Annotated in this window: 13 protein-coding genes; 11 read left to right on the forward strand and 2 right to left on the reverse strand. The window is 71.7% G+C overall.

Annotated elements, in window-relative coordinates:
• Positions 1–25 precede the first annotated feature (25 nt).
• Entirely contained in the window at positions 26–802 is a 777-nt protein-coding gene (locus AC3IPY_RS00920) for a uroporphyrinogen-III synthase (RefSeq protein WP_489188397.1), read from the forward strand.
• A 56-nt stretch (positions 803–858) separates the two neighbouring features.
• Here AC3IPY_RS00920 and AC3IPY_RS00925 read toward each other — a convergent pair whose 3' ends face one another.
• Positions 859–3,105 carry a beta-xylosidase family glycoside hydrolase gene (locus tag AC3IPY_RS00925; protein ID WP_489186118.1) on the reverse strand — a complete coding sequence of 749 codons (2,247 nt, stop codon included), beginning with the start codon at positions 3,103–3,105 and terminating at the stop codon, positions 859–861.
• 155 nt (positions 3,106–3,260) lie between these two features.
• Here AC3IPY_RS00925 and AC3IPY_RS00930 point away from each other — a divergent pair, with 155 nt between their 5' ends.
• The 5 genes from AC3IPY_RS00930 to AC3IPY_RS00950 are packed head-to-tail and all read left to right on the forward strand — an operon-like array spanning position 3,261 to position 9,255.
• Positions 3,261–4,343, forward strand: a complete 1,083-nt coding sequence (locus AC3IPY_RS00930) for a LacI family DNA-binding transcriptional regulator (RefSeq protein ID WP_489186119.1) — start codon at positions 3,261–3,263, stop codon at positions 4,341–4,343.
• Positions 4,340–5,968 carry an FAD-dependent oxidoreductase gene (locus tag AC3IPY_RS00935; RefSeq protein ID WP_489186120.1) on the forward strand — a complete coding sequence of 543 codons (1,629 nt, stop codon included), beginning with the start codon at positions 4,340–4,342 and terminating at the stop codon, positions 5,966–5,968. Before AC3IPY_RS00930 ends, AC3IPY_RS00935 begins: the two co-directional genes overlap by 4 nt.
• A gap of 8 nt (positions 5,969–5,976) precedes the next feature.
• Positions 5,977–7,263 carry an ABC transporter substrate-binding protein gene (locus AC3IPY_RS00940; protein ID WP_489186121.1) on the forward strand — a complete coding sequence of 429 codons (1,287 nt, stop codon included), beginning with the start codon at positions 5,977–5,979 and terminating at the stop codon, positions 7,261–7,263.
• Between the two features lie 17 nt (positions 7,264–7,280).
• Positions 7,281–8,252, forward strand: coding sequence for a carbohydrate ABC transporter permease (locus AC3IPY_RS00945; protein WP_489186122.1), 972 nt, complete (start codon positions 7,281–7,283; stop codon positions 8,250–8,252).
• Positions 8,242–9,255, forward strand: coding sequence for a carbohydrate ABC transporter permease (locus tag AC3IPY_RS00950; protein ID WP_489186123.1), 1,014 nt, complete (start codon positions 8,242–8,244; stop codon positions 9,253–9,255). The genes AC3IPY_RS00945 and AC3IPY_RS00950 overlap by 11 nt, the downstream gene beginning before the upstream one ends.
• Positions 9,256–9,285: 30 nt before the next feature.
• On the opposite strand, the gene AC3IPY_RS00955 is transcribed toward AC3IPY_RS00950, so the two are convergent.
• Positions 9,286–10,167, reverse strand: a complete 882-nt coding sequence (locus tag AC3IPY_RS00955; protein WP_489186124.1) for an SDR family NAD(P)-dependent oxidoreductase — start codon at positions 10,165–10,167, stop codon at positions 9,286–9,288.
• Positions 10,168–10,227: 60 nt separating this feature from the next.
• Between AC3IPY_RS00955 and hemB the strand changes: the two genes are divergently transcribed.
• From hemB to AC3IPY_RS00980, 5 genes are all read left to right on the forward strand, one after another.
• Positions 10,228–11,226, forward strand: coding sequence for a porphobilinogen synthase (gene hemB, locus AC3IPY_RS00960; RefSeq protein WP_489186125.1), 999 nt, complete (start codon positions 10,228–10,230; stop codon positions 11,224–11,226).
• Positions 11,223–12,572, forward strand: a complete 1,350-nt coding sequence (gene hemL / locus AC3IPY_RS00965; RefSeq protein WP_489186126.1) for a glutamate-1-semialdehyde 2,1-aminomutase — start codon at positions 11,223–11,225, stop codon at positions 12,570–12,572. Before hemB ends, hemL begins: the two co-directional genes overlap by 4 nt.
• 238 nt (positions 12,573–12,810) lie before the next feature.
• Positions 12,811–13,179, forward strand: a complete 369-nt coding sequence (locus tag AC3IPY_RS00970; RefSeq protein ID WP_489186127.1) for a hypothetical protein — start codon at positions 12,811–12,813, stop codon at positions 13,177–13,179.
• Positions 13,180–13,402: 223 nt separating this feature from the next.
• Positions 13,403–14,542, forward strand: a complete 1,140-nt coding sequence (locus AC3IPY_RS00975) for a serine/threonine-protein kinase (RefSeq protein WP_489186128.1) — start codon at positions 13,403–13,405, stop codon at positions 14,540–14,542.
• Positions 14,542–20,625: an Ig-like domain-containing protein gene (locus AC3IPY_RS00980; RefSeq protein ID WP_489186129.1), complete on the forward strand. Its 6,084-nt coding sequence runs from the start codon at positions 14,542–14,544 to the stop codon at positions 20,623–20,625. Before AC3IPY_RS00975 ends, AC3IPY_RS00980 begins: the two co-directional genes overlap by 1 nt.
• The last annotated feature ends 88 nt before the right edge of the window (positions 20,626–20,713 follow it).

Consider the following 20,713-nt stretch of genomic DNA (forward strand, 5'->3'; position numbering starts at 1 on the left):
CGAACCCGTCACCGGGGCCATCGGGTTGCCCTCGCATGCCGGCAAGCCGCTGAGCGGATGGCGCGTGCTCGTGCCCCGTGGCGGCCCGTGGGGCGACGGCGTGGCGGGTGCGCTGCGGGCGCGCGGTGCGACCCCGATCATCGCCCCGCTCATCAACTTCGCGCCCACCGACGACCAGCCCGCCCTCGAGGCGGCGCTCGCGCGGCTCGCCGACGGCGCGTTCGACTGGCTGACCGTCACGAGCGCCACCACGGTCGACGTGCTCTCCTCGTACGACGCCGTGATCCCCGAGACCACGAGGGTCGCCGCGGTCGGCGAGACGACCGCGGCCGCGCTCGTGGCCGCCGGGTACCACGCCGACATCGTGCCCTCCGAAGACAACTCGGCCAAGGGCCTGCTCGAAGAGTGGGAGGCCGCGACCGACGGCGCCCGCGGACTCCGCGTGCTCGCGCTGCGCTCGGCCATCGCCAAGCAGGTGCTCTCGATCGGCCTCGCCGAGGCCGGCCACCACGTCGAGGCGGTCGTCGCCTACCGCACCGTCGGCGTGCCCGTGGCGCAGAAGGTCGTCGACGACGTGCGCTCCGGGCGGGTGAACGCCGTGCTCGTGACCTCGGGCAGCGTCGCCGAGCAGGTGCAGGAGCAGCTCGGCCCCATCCCCGAGTCGATCCTCGTCGCGGCCATCGGCCCGCAGACGCAGCGCGACGCCGCCGAGCTCGGCCTCCGGGTCGACGTCGTGGCCCGCGAGCGCAGCGCCGAGTCGCTCATCGACGCCGTCGTCGGCGCCGCCATCGCCCACGCCTGAGCCCGGGTCCGCGCGCCCCGCCCGGCTCGAGGCCGGGCAGGACGCACGGAGACGGGTCAGCCCTCGACGACGACCGTGATCGGCTGCGACTCGGTCGTGCCCGCGTGGTTGGAGAATGCGATCACGAACGTGTGCGCACCGGTTGCAAGCCCGGTGACCGGGATCTCGACATGCTGTGCCGACGGCGTCGCCGCCTCGAGCGTCCCGGTGGCGACGGATGCCCCGTCCTGCCGGAGTTCCCACGTGGAGGCGTTCGTGCCCCACCAGAGGTTCGCCTCGAGGGTCAGGTCTCCGTCGTCATCCCAATCCGTGTTCCGGAGCACCGGACGCGCAGGCGCTGCATCCGTCACCTCGACCGTCAGCGGTTCGAGGTCGGTCGTGCCGAAGTCGTTCTCGAGCACGCCGCGGTAGACGTACGTGCCGTCGGGGCGGCCCGTGACCGGCACCGCCGCGGATTGCGCCGCCGGAGTCGCCGCCTCGAGCGGCACGGTGGCGATCAACTCGTCGTTCTCGTACAGGCGGAACTCGCGGGCGTTGGTGCCCCACCAGAGGTTCATCCGCACCTCGAAGTCGCCGTCATCGAGCCCCGTCGCCCATCCGCTGGTCGAGCTGAGCACGCCGTCGGCCGGCGCGCCGCCGGCGACGCACGTTTCATACGCCTCGGGCCGCGGTGACCAGCGGAGCCATTCGAACGTCGCATCCACCTCTTCGGCGCCGGAGGTGCCGCGGAAGGCGTACGGGCCGACGTGCGTGAACGGGGTCTCGGCCATCGAGAATGCACGTCCGTAGTCGCTGAACGCGACACCGTCGTACGACACTCCCGGCTGGATCGTGAGCCCGTCGCTCGTGAGACGGAGCCACACCGTGTCGGCCTCGCGCACGGCCGGCGCGGCGCTGTCCTGCCGGTTGTCGCCGTTCAGGTATCGCACGACCTCGAGTGTCTTGCCGCCCGTGGCCTGGCCGAGATCGAACTTGCCGTAGACCGTGTCCGACGCGTAGAGCAGGAGGCCTGCCTGCTGGAAGCGCTGCGAGACGTCGATGTGCACCTTGGTGGTGAGCTGCCACGGGCCCTCTGGCAGCTTCTGCTGGGGGAGTGATGCCGCGGCGACCCCGCCGGCATACGCCGGGATCGTCAGCACACCGTCGCCGACGGCGTGGCGGGAGGAGTCGTCGCGGACGACGCGGTCCCAGCCCGTCGAGAGTGCGGCGCCGTCGAACTCGTCGGAACCGACTGCAGCGCAGTGCTCGAACGTCGGGTCGGCGGGGTCGGTCGGCCAGGCGACCGGTTCGGGCTGCACCGGAGGCTCGGCATCCGGGTCCGCCTTCGCGTAGGCGATCGTCGCGCCGAGCCGGTCGCCCGACTCGTAGAACAGGTAGGTGTCCTCGCCCTCCTCCACGATCTCGGGGGCGGCGACCCGGCCGACGTCTTCACCGACGCCGCTCGAACGGTGCAGCACCTGCGCGGGGCCGACGTCCGAGAGCGTCGGATCGATCGTGCGCGCCATCGTGTTGCCCGTGGAGTTGTGGTAGATGACGTACAGCTGGCCACCCCACTCCCAGAGATTGGCACCCGACACGTTCCCGCTGTCGCCCGTGCCGGGCTCGACGAGGTTGCCCGGTCGCACGACCCAGGTGATGCCGTCGATCGATTCGGCGAGCTTGATGCGCCGGTGGTTGTCGGTGAAGTTCGCCATGTAGAACATCCCGTAGCGGTACTCCGACGATGGATCCGGATGCTCGAAGACGCGGGCGTAGCTCGTCTCGGTGACGCCCGTGCCGCCCATCGAGTTGGACACCACGACGTCTCCGTAGTCGAAGTGGATGCCGTCGCTCGAGGTCGCGTACCGCGAGACCGAGTTCTCGCCGTGGAAGTACAGGAACAGCGCATCGGCCCCGTCGTTCCAGATGGCGTCGGGGGAGGAGACATGGGAGACGTCGTAGTACGGCGCCCAGTCGCTCGCGATGATGGGGTTGGCCTCGTACTCGGTCCACGGGCCGTCGAGGGAGTCGGCGTACATGAGCATGATGCCGGCCGGCGCATCGTGCGGCGCGAGGTAGAGGTACCACTCGCCGAGCGGGTCGTCGAGGTACGCCCCGGCGTGGAAGATGCTCGGGAAGATGTACTCGTCCGTGGGGTTGTAGATCATCTTCTCCTTGTCGGTGATCACCCCCTCGTACACGAACTGCGGGAACGGTTCCGCCGCGGTCGCGGCGGGCACCGCGGCGAACGGTGTCAGGGCGAGGGCCAGCGCCGCGAGGGCGACGCCGGCGAGGGAGGCGCGGAAGCGCCGACGGGATGACATGCAGATCTCCTTCGATATGCGGATACCCGACACCCCACGGGCCCGGTCCCATTCGGGACGAATCTGGTGGATCGGGTTGCTAATGCGCATTAGCATCAGGTAATGTCCACGCTAATGCGGATTAGCATCGCAGGACAAGACCCCGAAGGATCTCGATGACGACTTCCCAGACCCCGCCCCGGCGCATCACGCAGCGCCGCATCGCCGAGCTCGCCGGCGTGAGCCAGGCGACCGTCTCGCTCGTGCTGAACGACAAGGCCGACGGTGATGCGCGCATCCCCGAAGAGACCCGCGAGCGCGTGCTGAAGGTGCTGCGCGAGACCGGGTACGTCGCCGACCCGGCCGCGCGCCGCCTCGCGGGCGTCGGCAACAAGATCCTCGGCGTCTTCACCTACGAGCCCGCGTTCCCGACCGAGAGCCAGGACTTCTACGCCCCGTTGCTCAGCGGCATCGAGCAGGCAGCTGAGAACCTCGGCTGCGATCTGCTGCTCTTCACGAGCGCCCCCGTCGTGAACGGCACGCGCCGACTGCTGCACGAGCACAATCGGCTGCGCCTGGCCGACGGATGCCTCCTCCTCGGCGTCGAGATGGACCACGTCGAGCTCGAGCGACTTGTCGCCGACGGCTTCCCGTTCGTCGCCGTCGGCCGACGCGACGTCGACGGAGTGCCGTACGTGGCCATCGACTACGCGAGCGGCACCGCACGCCTCGTGGGCGAGGCTTGGGAACTCGGCCATCGCCGCTTCGCGTTCCTCCACGTCGACAGCCGCGGCGAGTCGGTGCTCGACCGCCGCGCGGGCGTGCTCGACGAGCTCGAGCGCCGCGGCGGCGACTCGGCCGTGGCAGATCTCGTGGCCATTCCGTCGCTCGGCGACGACCTCGAACGCGACTGGGAGGCGATCCGTTCCTCGGGGGCGACGGTCGTCGTCATCGAGACCGCCGAGTGGGCCGAGCGCCTGCTCGCGCTCGCCGAGCGCGACGGGGTCGACGTGCCGCGGGAACTCGGCATGATCGTGCTCTCCGAGCCGGGCAGGGGCGGAGGTCGCGTCGAGTTCACACGGCTCAGCCCGCCGCGCACCGAACTCGCGGCGGCGGCGACGAGCCTGCTCGCCCGCATCCTCGATCCCGACGACGAGGTCGCCGAAGCCGAGCTCCGGCAGACCCTGCCGTGCCCGACGCTCGCGGGCACGACGCTCGCGGCCCCGAGCCTCCCGGCGAATCCGGAGGCAGACGCATGACCACCCGAACCACCTCGACGGAACTCCGCACCGAGGTCCTCATCGCCGGCGGCGGCCTGGGCGGGGTCGCCGCCGCGCTCGGAGTGCTCGAGGCCGGCCGCTCGGTCGTGCTCACCGAGGAGTACCGCTGGCTCGGCGGGCAGCTCACGAGCCAGGGGGTGCCGATGGACGAGCACACCTGGGTCGAGTCGTTCGGCACCACGGCCCGCTACCGCGCGCTCCGCGACGGCATCCGCGACTACTACCGCCGCAACTACCCGCTCACCGAGGCCGCGCGAAACGATCCGCACCTGAATCCCGGGTCCGGCCTCGTCGGGCGCGTCTGTGCCGAGCCGCTCGTGGGCGTCGCCGTGATCGAGGAGATGCTCGCGCCGTATCGGGCGACGGGTCGGCTCACGATCCTGCAGCCGACCGTGCCCGTCGCGGCATCCGTCGACCGTGACCGCGTCGAGTCGGTGACCTTCCGCAGCCTCGACGGCGGTGCGGAGACGACCGTCATCGCCGACTACGTGATCGATGCGACCGAGCTCGGCGACCTGCTGCCCCTCACGGAGGCCGAGTACGTCACGGGCTTCGAGTCCCGGCACGACACCGGCGAGCCGAGCGCCCCCGACGAGGCGCAGCCCGGCAACCAGCAGGCGTTCAGCTGGTGCTTCGTCGTGGACCACGTCGACGGCGATCACACCATCGACCGGCCGGCCGAATACGACTCGTGGCGCACCGCCCAGCCCGCCTATTGGGGTGCTCCGATGATCTCGCTCACCGGCCCCGACCCGCGAAGCCTCGAGATCACGACCCGCACCTTCACCCCGAACGCGGGTATCGACGCCGAACGCGTCGCAGACCAGCGCGAAGACGCGGGCGACCGCGAACTCTGGACGTTCCGCCGCATCGTCGCCAGGCACAACTTCGAGCCCGGCACGTACCCCAGCGACGTCGTGCTCGTGAACTGGCCCATGATCGACCATGTGGGCGGGCCCATCGTCGACGTGCCCGAGACCGTGCGCGCGGAGCGCGAGGCATCCGCCAGGCAGCAGTCGCTCTCGATGCTCTACTGGCTGCAGACCGAGGCGCCCAGGCCCGACGGCGGCACCGGATTTCCCGGACTGCGGCTGCGATCGGACCTCACGCAGGGACCCGACGGGCTCGCGATGGCACCCTACATCCGCGAGTCACGGCGCATCCTCGCCGAGACCACCGTCACCGAACTCGACCTGTCGATCGCGGCGACCGGCGAGACCGGTCCGGCCACGTTCGCCGACTCGGTCGGCGTCGGCATGTACCGCATCGACCTGCACCCCACCACGGGCGGCGACAACTACCTCGACCTGCCCTCCCGCCCCTTCGAGATCCCCCTCGGAGCCCTGATCCCCCGCCGGCTGGAGAACCTCCTGCCCGCGGGCAAGAACGCCGGTACCACCCACATCACCAACGGTGCCTTCCGGCTGCACCCGGTGGAGTGGAACATCGGCGAAGCAGCGGGCCGCCTCGCGGCCTTCTGCCTCGATCGCGCGTCCCGCCCGCGAGCGATCCGCACCAGTCCGGAACTCCTCGCGGAGTTCCAAGCCCTGCTCACGAAGAGGGGCGCCGAGCTGCATTGGCCAGCCGGCGTCTCCGGATACTAGGAGAGATGATGAGATCAGCAAAGGCGCTGACGGGGGCCGGCCTGGCCACCGCGGCGATGCTCGCCCTCGCGGCGTGCTCGGGCGGCGCAGCACCCGAGGAGACACCCGAGAACGTCGAATTGCGCATGACCATCTGGACCTCGAACGAGGACCACCTGGCGCTGTTCGACTCGATCGCGGACGCGTACATGGCCGACCACCCCGAGGTCGAGTCGATCACGTTCGACCCGCTGCCGTTCGAGGACTACACCACGACGGTCACCACGCAGATCGCAGGCGGCAGCGCGCCCGACCTCGCGTGGATCCTCGAGAACGCGGCCCCCGACTTCGTCGACTCGGGAGCGCTGCTCCCGCTCGACGAGACGCTCGAGGCCACCGAGGGCTACGAGTTCGACGACCTCTCCGAGAGTGCGACCGCGCTCTGGCACGACGATTCGGGCGCGCTCGTCGCGTACCCGTTCTCGACGTCGCCGTTCGTGATGTTCTCGAACGACGACCTGCTGAAGCAGGCCGGGCTGCCGACCGCCGCCGAGATGCAGGCCGCGGGCGACTGGAACTGGGAGGGCGTCTCCGAAGCCGGCGCCGCGGTGCACGAGCAGACCGGCAAGGCCGGTTTCGTGATCCGCGACTTCGACTACACGACGTGGGACAACCTCGCGTCGGTGTGGATGGGGTGGGGAGCCGCGCCATGGAGTGAGGACGGCACCCAGTGCACGTTCGACTCACCGGAGATGGCCGACGCGTTCGAGTTCCTGCACGACGCGGCGTTCACCGAGCAGTCGATGCCCGGCCCCGGCACCACGGCGGACTACTTCGCGGGCGAGTCGGCCTTCACCGTGACGCAGATCTCTCGTGCGTCGCTGCTCACGGGCGACTTCGCCTGGAACCTGCTGCCGCTGCCCGAGGGCCCCGCCGGCGAGTACTCGATGGTGGGCCAGGCCGGCATCGGCGTGCTGGCCGACGGCCCGAACGCCCAGGTCGCGGCGGACTTCCTCGCGTTCTTCACGAACCCCGAGAACTCCGAGCAACTCGCGCAGTACTTCCCGCCGCCCCGTGTCTCGCAGCTCAACGTCGAGACGCTGGCCGCGACCAACCCGACGCTCACGCCCGAGCAGATCCAAGACGTCGTGATCCCCGGCATCGAGACCGGCGTGACCCGGCCGAGCCACACCGACTCGGCCGAGATCGGCCAGGAGGTGCGCAGTGCGCTCGACGCGCTCTGGGTCCCCGATGCCGACGTCCCCGGAACGCTCGCCGACGTCTGCACGGCCATCGACCCGCTGCTGGCGGGCTGAGAGAGGCACGACCGCACATGGCCGACGCCACCGTGACGACTCCCGGCCGGGCACCCGCCCGGCCGGGGGCCGCCCCGACGCCCGCCGCGCGATCGCGTCGCCGGTTCACGCCGAGCTACGCGACGCGGGACCAGCTCACGGGCTACCTGTTCATCGCCCCACAGTTCATCGGCATCGTGCTCTTCGTGCTCGTGCCGCTGGGTCTCATCTTCTGGTACTCGCTCAACGAGTGGAACGTGCTCGCCGGCACCTTCCGATTCGTCGGCACCGAGAACTTCGAGAAGCTGTTCGCCGACCCGAAGATCGCGCCGGTGCTCCAGGCCACCGGCGTGTTCTCGGTCGGGCTCGTGGTGCTCAACCTCGGACTCGCCCTGCTCCTCGCCGTGCTGCTGAACCGCAAGGTCGCCGGCATGACCTTCTTCCGCACGATCTTCTTCTCGCCCGTGGTCGTCTCGCTCGTCGCATGGACGATCGTGTGGGGCTTCCTGATGCAGGACAACGGCGGCATCAACGGCCTGCTCCAGCTCGTCGGCATCGACGGGCCGAACTGGCTCCGCGAGGGCCCGACCGCGATGGCGTCGGTCATCGTCGTGCAGGTGTTCAAGAACGTCGGCCTCAACATGGTGCTCTTCCTCGCGGCGCTCCAGGGGGTGCCGCAGGAGGTGCAGGAGGCCGCGCGCATGGACGGGGCATCCGACCGTCAGCTGTTCTGGCGCATCACCGTGCCGCTCATCTCGCCCACGATCCTGCTCACCTCGATCATCACCATCGTGGGCTCGCTGCAGGTGTTCGCGCAGATCGCCGTGCTCACCCAGGGCGGTCCGGGCATCTCGACGACCGTGCTCGTCTACTACCTGTTCCAGCAGGCGTTCGACTTCCACCACTTCGGCTACGGCTCGACGCTCTCGATCCTGCTGTTCGCCATCGTGCTCGTGCTCACCGTGCTGCAGTGGCAGCTCCGCAAGAGATGGGTCTTCTATGAGAACTGAGGCCGTCATGCAGTCCGAAGACCGGGCGACGGATGCCCCGGTGCCGACGGTGCCAGGACCGATGGCGGTTCCGCGCGCCGCCCGGGCAGGTTCCGCCGGCGACGCCATCGCAGGCGACGATTCCGGCCGCCAGGCCGGCGGCATCCGCTCCTCGTCGGCACGCCGCCCGCCGCAGAGCCCGTGGCGCAAGGTCGTGTTCTACGGCGTGCTGAGCCTGATCGCCGTGCCGTTCGTCTTCCCGACCTGGTGGATGATCACGTCGTCGTTCAAGCCGATCAACCGGATCTTCGCGTTCCCTCCGGAGCTCTGGCCGTCGGATCCGACGCTGGACGGCTACGTCGCGGCGTTCACCGTGCAGCCGTTCGCACTGCAGTACTTCAACTCGATGTACATCGCGGTGCTCGTGACGGCGGGCACCATGCTCTTCTCCTCGATGGCGGGGTACGCGTTCGCCCGCATCCGCTTCCGCGGGCAGGGCGTGCTGTTCGTCATCGTGCTGACGGGCCTGCTGATCCCCGCCGAGGTCACGATCGTGCCGCTGTTCCAGATGTTCAACGCCTGGGGCATGATCGACACGCATTGGCCGCTCATCCTCGTGACGACGTTCGGGGCGCCGAGCGTGCTCGCGACGTTCATCATGCGGCAGTACTTCATCACGCTGCCGGTGGAGCTCGAGGAGGCGGCGCGCATCGACGGGCTCGGGCGCTGGCGCATCTACTGGTCGATCGCGCTGCCGCTCAGCCGATCGGCGCTCGCCGCGGTGGCGATCTTCACGTTCCTTCACGTCTGGAACCTGTACCTCGAGCCGACGGTCTACCTGCAGACGCCGGAGCTGTTCACGCTGCCGCAGGCGTTGACCCGCTACACCGATGCGTACGGCGGCGAGATGTGGAACACGCAGCTCGCGGCCGCGACGCTCACGGCGCTCCCGGTGCTCATCGTGTTCGTGTTCGCGCAGAAGCAGTTCGTCGAGGGGCTCGCGCAGACGGGGCTCAAGGGCTGACGCCGCAGGCCGCCGCATCCGCTGCGGGGGTCAGGAGGCGGGCGCCGCCGTGTCGCCCGCCTTCGCCACGATGCCGCGCATGAGCGACCAGTAGCCGACGGGTGCGAGGCGCGTGACGAGGTCGGTGAGGCGCGCATCGCGCCCGATGAAGACGCGGGGCCGACGCCGCTCGATGCCGTCGACGATGCGCTCGGCGGCCTGCACGGGCGTCGTGCGGTACAGCGCGGACTGGGCGTTCGCGGCCCGCTCCGCGACCTCTGCCGGCACGGATGCCGCGACGCGGGCGTGGTGGATGATGCCGGTCTGCACGCCGCCGGGGTACACGGCCGACACCGAGACATCCGTCGCCTCGAGCTCGTGCCGCAGCGCGTCGGTGAACCCGCGCACCGCGAACTTCGAGGTCACGTAGGGCACGCGTCCGGCCGGTGCGCCGAGGGCGTAGAGGCTCGCGACGTTCGCGATGTGCGCCGCGGGTCGTTCGCGCAGTGCGGGCAGGAACGCCCGCACCATCGCGACGGTTCCCCAGAGGTTGATGTCGACCACCCAGCGGAACTCCTCGAGCGTGAGCTGCTCGAACCGCCCGAGCATCGAGACGCCCGCGCAGTTGAGCAGCACGTCGACATGGCGGTGGGCGGCGAGCACCGGGTCGGGCAGCGCGGCGACGGCGTCGAGGTCGGCGAGGTCCACGACATGGGTGCTGACGGATGCCGCGTGCGCCCGCAACTCGGACGCGAGTCGTTCGAGCGCCTCGCGGTTGCGGTCGACGAGCGCGAGTGAGGCGCCGCGCGCCGCGAGCAGCCGTGCCGACTCGAGCCCCATGCCGCTGGCCGCGCCGGTGACGACGCACACGGAGCCCTGCAGATCGAGGCGACGGGCATGGCGGGCGCGGTCGGGGGAGCGGCGGCGGAGCATCGGGCGAAGCTATCACGCGCTCTCGGGCCCTCCGCAATCGCGGCGACGTAGGCTTGTGCGGTGACTTCCACGCCTGCCCCCCGCATCCGCCCGCGGCGCCTTCGCGAGACGCCGGCCCTGCGCCGCCTCGTGTCCGAGACGCGTCTCGACCCGGCCGAGCTCGTGCTGCCCGTGTTCGTGCGCGAGGGCGCGAGCGCCCCGGTGCCGATCTCCTCGATGCCGGGCGTCGTGCAGCACACGCTCGACAGCCTCCCGCAGGCGGTCGCCGAGGCCGCGGCCGCCGGCGTCGGCGGCGTCATGCTGTTCGGCGTGCCCGAGCAGCGCGATGCGCGCGGGTCGGGTGCCACCGACCCCGAGGGCATCCTCAACGTGGCCACGCGCGTCGCGACCTCGGCATCCGCCGGCTCGCTCGTGGTGCAGACCGACCTCTGCCTCGACGAGTTCACCGACCACGGGCACTGCGGCGTGCTCGACGATCGCGGGCGGGTCGACAACGACGCGACGCTCGAGCGGTACACGGCCATGGCGCTCGAGCAGGCGCGCGCCGGCTCCGAGCTGCTCGGCCTCAGCGGCATGATGGACGGCCAGGTCGCCGCGGTGCGCGACGCGCTCGACGGCGGCGGCCACCAAGACGTGGTGCTCATGGCCTACTCGGCGAAGTACGCGTCGGCGTTCTACGGTCCGTTCCGCGACGCGGTCGAGTCCACGCTCGAGGGCGACCGCCGCTCGTACCAGCTCGACCCCGGCAACCGTCGCGAGGGGTTGCGCGAGGCGATGCTCGACATCGACGAGGGTGCCGACATCGTCATGGTCAAGCCCGCGGGCAGCTACCTCGACGTGCTGGCCGATGTGGCCGCGGCATCCGACGTGCCGGTCTGGGCGTACCAGGTGTCGGGCGAGTACGCGATGATCGAGGCCGCCGCCGCGCATGGCTGGATCGACCGCAAGCGCGCCGTGATCGAGTCGGTGCGCGGCATCCGTCGTGCCGGCGCCGATGCCGTGCTCACCTACTGGGCCGTCGAACTGGCCGAGTGGATCCGCAAGGGGGACCTCGCATGACCGCCCGCCACGCCGACGCCCCGGCCGCCCCGGGCAACGCCGAGCTCTTCGCCCGCGCGCAGGCCGCGATCCCGGGCGGGGTCAACTCGCCCGTGCGCGCGTTCCGCTCGGTGGGCGGCACCCCGCGCTTCCTCGTGAGCGCGCGCGGCGCGTACGTCACCGACGTCGAGGGTCGCGAGTACGTCGACCTCGTCGCCGGCTGGGGGCCCGCGATCCTGGGTCACGCCGACCCGCGCGTCATCCAGGCGGTGACGGATGCCGCGAGCCGAGGCCTCTCGTTCGGCTCGTCCACGCCCGCCGAGACCGAGCTCGCCGAACTCGTCGAGGCCCGCGTCGCCCCGGTCGAGAAGCTGCGACTCGTGAGCACCGGCACCGAGGCGACCATGAGCGCCATCCGCCTCGCCCGCGGATTCACGGGCCGCGACGTGCTCGTGAAGTTCGCCGGCCACTACCACGGCCACTCCGACGGCCTGCTCGCCGAGGCGGGCTCGGGCCTCGCGACGTTCGCCCTGCCCGGCTCGGCCGGCGTGCCCGCCGACATCGCGGCGCTCACGCTCGTGCTGCCCTACAACGACCTCGACGCCGTTCGCGCGGCCTTCGCCGAGCACGGCGACCGCATCGCGGCCGTCATCGTCGAGGCCGCCGCCGCGAACATGGGCGTCGTGCCGCCGGAGCCCGGCTTCAACGCCGCGCTCGTCGAGCTCGCGCACGCGAACGGCTCGCTCGTCATCAGCGACGAGGTGCTCACGGGCTTCCGCGTCTCTTCGGCCGGCTGGTGGGGGCTCGAGTCCGGCACCGCCGGTGCGTACACGCCCGACCTCATGACGTTCGGCAAGGTCATCGGCGGCGGCATGCCCGTCGCCGCGCTCGGCGGCCGCACCGACATCATGGACCAGCTCGCCCCGCTCGGCCCCGTCTACCAGGCGGGCACGCTCTCGGGCAATCCGGTCGCGGTCGCCGCGGGCGTCGCCACGCTCCGGGCGGCGGATGCCTCGGTGTACGCGCACCTCGACGGCGCCGCCGCGACGATCAGCGCCGCGGTCTCCGACGCGCTCGCCGCCGAGGGCGTCGCCCACGCCGTGCAGCGCGCGGGCAACCTCTTCAGCTTCGCGTTCGGCGCCGATGCCGCTGCCGGCGGCGTGCGCGACTACGCGAGCGTGCAGCGCCAGGAGTCGTGGCGCTACGCCCCGTTCTTCCACGCGATGCTCGACGCGGGCGTCTCGCTTCCGCCGTCGGTGTTCGAGGCGTGGTTCGTCACGGCCGCGCATGACGAGGCGGCGATCGGTCGCATCCTCGACGCGCTTCCGGCAGCGGCCCGCGCCGCGGCATCCGCTCGCCCCTCCTGATCACCCCCCGGCTTTCTCAGGAGTTCTTGCGACCGCAGCGGCGATCGCGGCGGATTCCTCCTGAAGAAGGGGCGCACCTCGGACCCGGGTTCCTGAGAACGGTGCGAGCGGGCGGTAACCGGAGTCAACGGTTACGTTCGGTGCGGCGACGGTCACGGGTGCATAACGGTATCGAACCGTTTCCGCGTTGCCGGGCGTCGACCCACCGCATGTCGGACGACTCGGGCAGGATGGATCCATGGCTCAGCTTCGCGTGCACCCCGACCGGATCGAGGTTCACCTCACCCCGGCCGAGAAGTCGCTCGCCCTGCGCGCCGACGACATCGTGGTGCAGCGCGACGACATCCGATCGGCGACGATCACCGACGACCCGTGGGTGTGGATCCGCGGCATCCGCACCAGGGGCAGCGTCGTGCCGCTCGTCGTCGCCGTCGGTGCATGGAAGTATCACGGCGGGCTCGACTTCGTGATCGTCAAGGGCAAGCGGCAGGCCGTCGTGCTCGAGCTCGCGGGCGGCGAGTTCGCACGCATCATCCTGAGCACCAACCACTCCGCCGCGCTCATCGACCGGCTGAAGCTCGGCGAGACCCCCCTCGACGCCGACTGAGCATGCCGGCGCCGACCACTGCGTCGGCTCACGGGGGCACTGCGTCGGCTGACGACGACTGAACCGAACAGCCCTGTCCACAGGCCGATTCGGCCCGCCGGGCGACCTCGCTTAGGATGTTGCGCGGATGCCGCGGGCGCGACCCGTCGACGCATCCGCAATCCCGAGACGATCTACCGGTCTGCCGGTGACTCGACGTACGCCGGCAGAAGGGGAGCAGGTCGTGCCGAAACGCTTGCCGTCCGCGCCCCCGGTGCTGGCGGGCTACAGCTACGTGCGTCCGCTCGGCGCGGGCGGATTCGCCGACGTCTTCCTCTACGAGCAAGACCTGCCGAGGCGCGTCACCGCCGTCAAGGTGTTGCTCGTCGACGTCGTCGATCCAGAGGCCCGACGGGCGTTCACGGTCGAAGCCGACGCGATGGCGCGGGTCAGCGCCCACCCCTCGATCGTCACGATCCACCAGGCGTCGATCTCCTCCGACGGCCGGCCGTACCTCGTCATGGAGTACTGCCCCGAATCGCTCGGTGCCCGCGTCAAGCGCGGACCGATGCCCGCCGGCGACGTGCTCGACATCGGCGTGCGCATGGCCGGGGCGCTCGAGACCGCGCACCGCTCGGGGCTGCTGCACCGCGACATCAAGCCGTCGAACCTGCTCGTGAACTCGCTCGGTGCCCCCGTGCTCGCCGACTTCGGCATCGCGGGCGCCATCGGCGAGGGCGGCGGGGGCGAGACCTTCGCCATGTCCATCCCGTGGAGTGCGCCCGAGGTGCTGGGCGAACGCACGACCGGCACCGTCGCGACCGAGGTCTGGAGCCTCGGCGCGACCCTGTACACGCTGCTCGCCGGGCACAGCCCGTTCGAACTGGCCGACCGCAGCCGCAACTCCGTCGACCAGCTGTCGCGCCGGGTCCTCGGCGCCAAGTACACGCCGCTCGCCCCGCGCGGCGTGCCCGCCCGCATCGACACCGTGCTCGCCACGGCCATGCAGCGCGACCCCGCCCGCCGGTACGCCTCGATGGCGGAGCTCGGCGAACAGCTCCGCTGGGCGCAGTACGAGCTCGGCGTCGCCCCCACGAGCCTCGAGGTCGCCTCGCCCGAGTGGGCGTCGGCCGCGCACATCTCCTTCGGCGAGGCGACCCAGCGCGGGCCGATCGTCACGACCGTGAACCCCGACTCGCGTCGGGCCGGCCGCGCGGCGGCCACGGCCGAGGCACGCGCGAGCGCCGCCGTGGTCGACGCCGGCGGACTCGCGCCCACGGGCAGCCGCGGCGGCTGGCTGAAGCCCGCGCTCATCGGCGTCGGCGCGGCCGTCGTCGTGCTCGCCGGCGGCGCCGCCGCACTCCTGCTCACGGGCGTGATCTGATGGCGGCTCGACGAACCTCGCCGGCCGCCGGTCGCCGCAGCGCGATCATCGCCTCGGTCGCGGGCGTCGCCGCGGTGGCGATCGTGGCCACGCTCGCGGTCACCGCGAACGGGTACGAGGCGCAAGAGGTGCCGCGCGTCGAGACCTCGGTGTGGGTCACGCGCGACTCCGGGCAGTACGCGCGGGTGAACACCGACCTGGCGGAGATCGACGTCGTGCGCGACGTCGACGACCCGAGCACCGTCGTGCAGGCCGGCGCCGAGACCTCCGTCTACACCCAGGGGTCACGGCAACGCTGGCCCATCGACCCGGCCGATCCCGCCGACCTCGTCTCCGACGACGGCGCCGGATCGCTCCCGACGCCCACCGGCACGCGCGACGTCGTGACGGCCGACGAGTGGGTCGTGTACCGCACCGACACCGGCACGGTGCACGTGGGCCGGCTCGACGGCGACGAGGCCGCGCCGGTCGATCCGTACGCCGAGCGCGAGGCCGAGGGCGGCGGCGACGGCACCGACGGCACCGACGGCGACGACGCCGATGAGGACGAGACCTACGCGGCGACCACGGTCGGCGTCTCGCCCGACGGCCTCGTCGCGATGTACTCGGCCCGTGAAGAGGCCGTGCGCCTCTACGATGCCGCGACCGGCGAGTTCGTGGGCGATGCGGCCGCGATCGACGACGCCCCGGCGGCCGATGCGCGACTCGAGCTCACGCTCGCCGCATCGAAGTGGGTGCTGTTCGATGCCGCCGACGGGCGTGTCTGGATCACCGGCGACCCCGAGCCGGTCGAGGTCGACGTGGCGGGCGACGCCCGGCTTCAGCAGGGCGCCGACACCGCGGCATCCGTCGTCATCGCCGATTCGGAGGGCCTCGTCGAACTGTCCGTCGACGGCAGCGGCGAGTCGCAGCGCATCGTGGACGCGGACGGAACCCCCGCCCAGCCCATCGTCGTCGGCGACGCGGTCTTCGCCGCCTGGCTCTCGATCGACGGCGGAACGGCCTGGACGAGCGACGGCGGCGCCACCGTGCCGCTCGAGCTGCCCGAGGGCGACCGCGACCAAGACGGAGCGCAGTCGCTCACGCCCGTGCTCCGCGGCAACGGCGATCGCGCCGTGCTCAACGAGACGTCCTCCGGCATGGTCTGGACCGTTCCCGACGGCCGGCTGGTGCCGCTCGCGCAGTGGGAGCTCGACGACGAGATCGAGGACCGCGTCGGCACCGAGGAGATCGAGGACCTCGCCCGCCAGGAGCCGCCCGTCGCCGTGGCCGACAGCTTCGGCGTGCGCGCCGGGCAGCAGGTCGAGCTGCCCGTGCTGCTGAACGACCACGACCCCAATGCCAAGGACGTGCTCACGGTCGACCCCGCCTCGATCACCGGCGGGCTCGCCGATCCAGCCTTCGGGGAGCTCGCGCTCGTCTCGAACGACCAGACGCCCACCGTGCGCGTGCGAGCGGAATCCGGCAGCACGACCTTCACCTATGCGGTGACGGATGGCGCGGCGAGCTCCGCGCCCGTCACGGTCACGCTCACCGTGGTTCCCGACGACGTGAACACCGCGCCCGTCTGGTGCGGTGTCGACGCCTGCGTGCAGCGCTGGCCCGCGCCCGAGCTGATGCCGGGCGGCACGGCGCTCGTCTCCGTGCTCTCCGGCTGGGTCGACCCCGAGGGCGACGCCTTCGTGCTCGCCGACGCGCAACCCGTCGACCCCTCGGCGCCGATCTCGGTGGTGCCCATGGCCGACGGCCGGGTCGCGGTGCGCCACACCGACCCGAACGCGGCCGCCGAGAAGGTGCAGGTGCGCCTGACCATCGCCGATGAGCGGGGCGCGACCGCCGAGGCCACGCTCGACCTCCGGGTCAGCTCGAGCGCCGCGCTCGACCTCTCACCCGTCGCCGTCACGACCGGGGCCGGCGAGGCGGCGACGGTGCAGGTCGCCGACCATGTGAGCGGCGGATCCGGCTCCCTCCGGCTGCTCGACGCGGTGCCCACCACCACGGCCGCGAGCGGCGGCCTGTCGGTCGTGCCGAATGCGTCGTCGGGCGAGATCGAGCTCTCGGCCGACGAGCCCGGCGCCTATCTCGCGACCTTCACCGTGCAGGACCTCGTGACGAGGGCCGAGCAGACGGCGTCGATCCGGGTCACGGTCGCGGTCGCCGGCGCGCCGCTCGCGATCGCCCCCATCACGACCTTCGTCCGTGCCGGAGAAGACGCGCTCATCGACGTGCTCGACGCCGCCCAGAACACGACGGGTCGCGTGCTCGTCGTCACGGGGGTGACGTCCTCGTCGCCCGAGCTCGGCGTCGGAGTGGTCTCCCAGACCCAGGTCCGGGCGACGGGCGTGACCCTCGACGGCCGGGCCGGCCTGGTGGGGCGGGCCAAGATCTCCATCTCCGACGGCGCAGGCGGCACCGCGGTCGGCGATCTCGCGGTGTTCCTCGTGGCGCCCTCGGTCGGGCTCAGCCCCATCGCCATGCCCGACACCGTCACGATGCGCGCCGGCGAGCTCATCGACATCCGCGTCACCGACAACGACGTCAGCCCGCGCGGCGAACGACTCGTCGTGCACCCCGAGGTCAGTTCCTCCGGCGCCGACGGCGAGCTCGCCTTCGCCTCGGGCGACCGCGTGCGCTACCTCGCGCCGTCGACGCCGGGCACCTACGAGCTCGGCTACGCCGTGGGGCTCGAGCAGGCGCCGGAGCGGCTCGACCACAGCACGATCACGGTGACCGTGCTGCCCTCCGGCGCCAACCGTGCACCGGAGCCCCGCCTGCTCGTCGCCCGCGTGCTCAGCGGGCAGAGCGTGCGCGTGCCGGTGCCCTCGACCGGCATGGACCCTGACGGCGACCGCACCGTGCTCACCTCGGTGACCCAGCCCGCCACCGGGCTCGGCATCGCGACGATCTCGGCCGAGGGCGACGCCATCGTCTACAGCGCGCCGGCGAACGGCACCGGCGCCGACCAGCCCGCCTTCGAGTACACCGTGCGCGACGCCTCGGGCGACGAGGGCACCGCCAGGGTGCGCATCGGCGTGCTCACGGCAGCCGTGACCGATGCCGCGCCCGTGACGTTCAGCGACTACGTGCGCGCCCAGCAGAACGCTCCGTCGCCGGTCACGGTCGAGCCGGCCGGCAACGACCTCGACCCGGCGCAGGGCGAGCTCTCGCTCATCGGCCTCGTGCCGAACGCGCCCGAGGGCAGCTCCGAGTACGCGCGGCTCGAGGCTCTCGTCGACGACTCGACCTCGCTCGACGACGGCCGGGTCGTGCTGCACCCCGGTGACGTCGCAGGCACCAACTCGTACCGGTACACCGTGAAGTCCGCGCGCACGTCGAGCACGGCCGAGGGGCTCGTCGTCGTCAGCGTGACCGAGACCGAGTCGCCCGATGCGCCGATCGTGTCCGACACGATCGTGACCGCGCGCTCGCGGGCCCAGCTGCCCGACGAGGGCATCGACGTGGTCTCCGGGCACGTGGTGTGGGCGTCGGGCGAACTCGGCGAGCTCCAGGTCGAGCTGTGGGGCGGCGCGAGCAAGGCGTACCGGGTCTCCGGTCAGCGCATCGTCGGGCCCACGCCCGAGAAGGGCGCGCTCGTGCCGTTCCGCGTGCACGGCACCGACCGTGCGGGCCGCGAGGCCGAGGCGTTCGGATTCCTCGTGGTCCCGGCATCCGACGACCTCCGCGTGCAGCTGCGCGCCGGCGTCGAGCCCGTCGAGGTCGGCGAGGAGCAGACCGTCGCGTTCGACGTGCGCGCGCTGCTCGACCTGCCCTCCGGCGACGCGGTCGAGATCGAGGCCGCCGACCAGTACGCCGTGCAGCGCGCGGCCGCGACCTGCCGCCCCGCGAACGGCGGCGAGGTGGAGTACGCCGCGGGCCGCGAGGCCCCGTGGAGCGACCACTGCCTGATCCCGGTGCGCCTCGACGGCCAGCAGCGCTGGTCGTGGATCGGCGTGCCGATCTCGATCATCCCGAAGGACCCGCAGGCGATCCTCTCGGCCGTGAGCCGAACGGTCGCGCCCGGTGCGTCCGAGACGGTCGCGCTCTACGACGAGATGACCACGTGGGAGGGCGGACGAGACGGCGATCGCGCGAAGCTCGACTACGCCGTCTCCTACTCGGGCAGCGCGTTCACGGTCGAGCAGGCCGGCGACAGCGTGAGCATCTCGGCGCATGCCGACGCCCGCCCCGGCACGCGCGAGACCGTGACGATCGACGTCGGCGCGTTCGGCGGCCTGACCTCCGCCATCTCGCTGGTCGTGGGTGCTGCGCCGGCGGATGCCCCGCGCGGTGCGGTGCTCACGCAGCAGTGCTCGGTCGGCGATGGCGCCTCCTGCACGATCACCGTGATCGGGGTCTCGGGGGAGTACGACCCGTTCGCCGGCAAGACCGGCTCGGGCCTGAAGCTGACCGGGCTCGGCGCCGGCGCCACGTCGTGCCAGGTCGCGACCGTTCGCGCCGCCGACGACCGCTCGATCCAGGTCACCTGGCCGAGCGGAGAGAACGCCTTCGGCGGCGAATGCGTCATTCCGTTCACCGTCGCCGACGCCCAGGGGCGTGCCGGCACGGGCCGGCTCACCGTCGACCTGCTGGGCCTGCCGCAGGCTCCGGCGGGTGTGTCCACAGCCGACTACACGGCCTCGAGCGTGACGCTCGAGGTCTCGCTCGGCGAGGCGCTGCGCGCGCACCCCGACCTCACCGGCATCGAGGTGCTCGAGGGCGGGCGCACCGTTCCTGCCGACTGCGGTCCGCGCGCGCCGGGCGTCTGGTGGTGCACCGTGCCGGGGCTCGTGCCCGGCGAACGCCACGATCTCTCCGCGCGCGCCGTCAACGGCGTCGGCGTCTCGACGGCGACGAACCCCGTGACGGCCTGGAGCTACCAGGCGCCCGGCATCGCAGACGCCTCCGCCGAGCCCGTGTACCGCGAGGGTCGAACCTCGCGGCACAGCGGCGTCGTCGTGCTGAGCATCACCGCCGAGCGGGACGCCCGGGCGTTCCGCGTGGTCGAGACCGGCGAGGTCATCGACCGCCGCGGCCAGACGACGACGGTCGAGCTCACGCTCGCTCCAGGCCCCCAGATGCTGACCCTCGTGCCGGTCAGCATCTTCGAGCCGCCCACCGGCCGTGGCGGCAACGAGGGCGGCACGAAGGCGGTTCCGGTGACCGTTGCGGGTTCGCCGGTGCTGAGCCCGAACGCCATCTCCGCGGCGTCCTCGTCGAACACCTCGATCCTCGTATCGGGCATCGGGCTCGATGCGAACTTCAGCGCACGCGCGTCAGACGTGCGTTACCTCGCCTGGCGCAACGGCGATGCACGTTGCTGGGTCGACGGCGACGGAGGGTTGCAGACGTCGGGTGCCGAGATCGAGTCGTCGTCGACGACGATCTCCGGGCTCGCCGAGCGCGAGCGGTTCTACGTCAAGGCCTGCGCGTCGAACGGCTACGGCATCGCCGAATCCGCGACGGTGCGTACCGACACGATCCACGATGTCGATCTGCCCGACGGAACGCTGAGCTACACCGTGGCGACGACGCCTTCAGGTGGCGGCGACCACTTCGAGTACCGGCTGCAGCAGGGCCCCCAGGTCAACGTGAGCGGTGGCTTCCGTGCCACGTACAAGATGTACGACTCGTGGCGCGACGACTTCGTGCTGAACACCTGGGGCGTGCCCGGCGACGTCAAGGTGAAGACCTGCAAACAGCGGTGGTTCGACACGAAGTGCTCCGACGAGGTCGCGATCGTGGCGAAGACGGCGCCCACCGAGGTGACGGTCGACTTCGCTCCTCAGTGCTTCCCCGCACCGGTGAACAATGGATCTTCGCCCGACACGGTCTTCGCGAACGTGTCCGACGCGGCTCGCGGCTCGGCGGAAGTCCGTGGTTGGACGGTTCCCGATCCGACGAACGCGCCGCTCGCCGTGACCTTCGACCTCGTCTTCGTCGGAGCATTCGGCGCACTCGAGCCGATCGAGCGGACCGGCGAGCTCTGCCCGCCGCCGGAGCCCGAGCCGACACCGGAACCGACGCCGGACCCCGATCCTCCGACCGACGGACCGACGCCGCCCGCCGAGGAGACGAGCGGCTAGTCGCCGAGCAGACGCCGCCCCGCGGCATCCGCCCCACCGCCCCTGAAGCGCCCACAGCCAACCCAGCCCCGAAGACACCACCTCCGAG

The organism is Agromyces sp. GL_144, from assembly GCF_057834305.1.

What these genes read in the sequence shown, in the direction of transcription:
- AC3IPY_RS00925 (WP_489186118.1), bottom strand. Translation starts at nt 3,105, where the DNA reads ATGTCATCCCGTCGGCGCTTCCGCGCCTCCCTCGCCGGCGTCGCCCTC.
- hemL (WP_489186126.1), top strand. Translation starts at nt 11,223, where the DNA reads ATGACCGCCCGCCACGCCGACGCCCCGGCCGCCCCGGGCAACGCCGAG.
- AC3IPY_RS00940 (WP_489186121.1), top strand. Translation starts at nt 5,977, where the DNA reads ATGAGATCAGCAAAGGCGCTGACGGGGGCCGGCCTGGCCACCGCGGCG.
- AC3IPY_RS00930 (WP_489186119.1), top strand. Translation starts at nt 3,261, where the DNA reads ATGACGACTTCCCAGACCCCGCCCCGGCGCATCACGCAGCGCCGCATC.
- AC3IPY_RS00970 (WP_489186127.1), top strand. Translation starts at nt 12,811, where the DNA reads ATGGCTCAGCTTCGCGTGCACCCCGACCGGATCGAGGTTCACCTCACC.
- AC3IPY_RS00950 (WP_489186123.1), top strand. Translation starts at nt 8,242, where the DNA reads ATGAGAACTGAGGCCGTCATGCAGTCCGAAGACCGGGCGACGGATGCC.
- AC3IPY_RS00980 (WP_489186129.1), top strand. Translation starts at nt 14,542, where the DNA reads ATGGCGGCTCGACGAACCTCGCCGGCCGCCGGTCGCCGCAGCGCGATC.
- AC3IPY_RS00935 (WP_489186120.1), top strand. Translation starts at nt 4,340, where the DNA reads ATGACCACCCGAACCACCTCGACGGAACTCCGCACCGAGGTCCTCATC.
- AC3IPY_RS00955 (WP_489186124.1), bottom strand. Translation starts at nt 10,167, where the DNA reads ATGCTCCGCCGCCGCTCCCCCGACCGCGCCCGCCATGCCCGTCGCCTC.
- AC3IPY_RS00945 (WP_489186122.1), top strand. Translation starts at nt 7,281, where the DNA reads ATGGCCGACGCCACCGTGACGACTCCCGGCCGGGCACCCGCCCGGCCG.